This is a genomic window from Pseudomonas sp. SDT291_1_S447 (assembly GCF_054070155.1).
In genome coordinates this window covers 1-236 of the sequence record NZ_JBSVXS010000389.1, presented here as the reverse complement: position 1 = coordinate 236, position 236 = coordinate 1, and the positions used below count along the sequence as shown (strand labels likewise).

Sequence of the window (236 nt, the reverse complement as noted above, 5' to 3'; positions counted from 1 at the left end):
CGATCAACGGTTGCTGACCCACCACACCGGCGCCTCGAACTTCTTCGACCTGACCGTCACCGTCGGTGATCACCCAGTGGCGCGACAGCAGCTTGGCCGGCACCAGCCCGTTGTTTTTCACCGTGATGGTGTAGGCAAAGGCGAAGCGGTTGTGTTCAGGTTGGGATTGATCCGCCAGGAAGCGGGTGACGACGCTGACGTCGATCTGGTAGCGAGGATCGGACATGCAAGAGGCC

Annotated in this window: 1 protein-coding gene; it reads right to left on the bottom strand. The window is 61.0% G+C overall.

Annotation, left to right across the window (positions count from 1 at the left end):
* A partial coding sequence (locus tag ACW9IR_RS30035) for an ApaG domain-containing protein (RefSeq protein WP_457466234.1) occupies positions 1-226 on the bottom strand: 226 nt, incomplete at its 3' end.
* Positions 227-236: the final 10 nt, after the last annotated feature.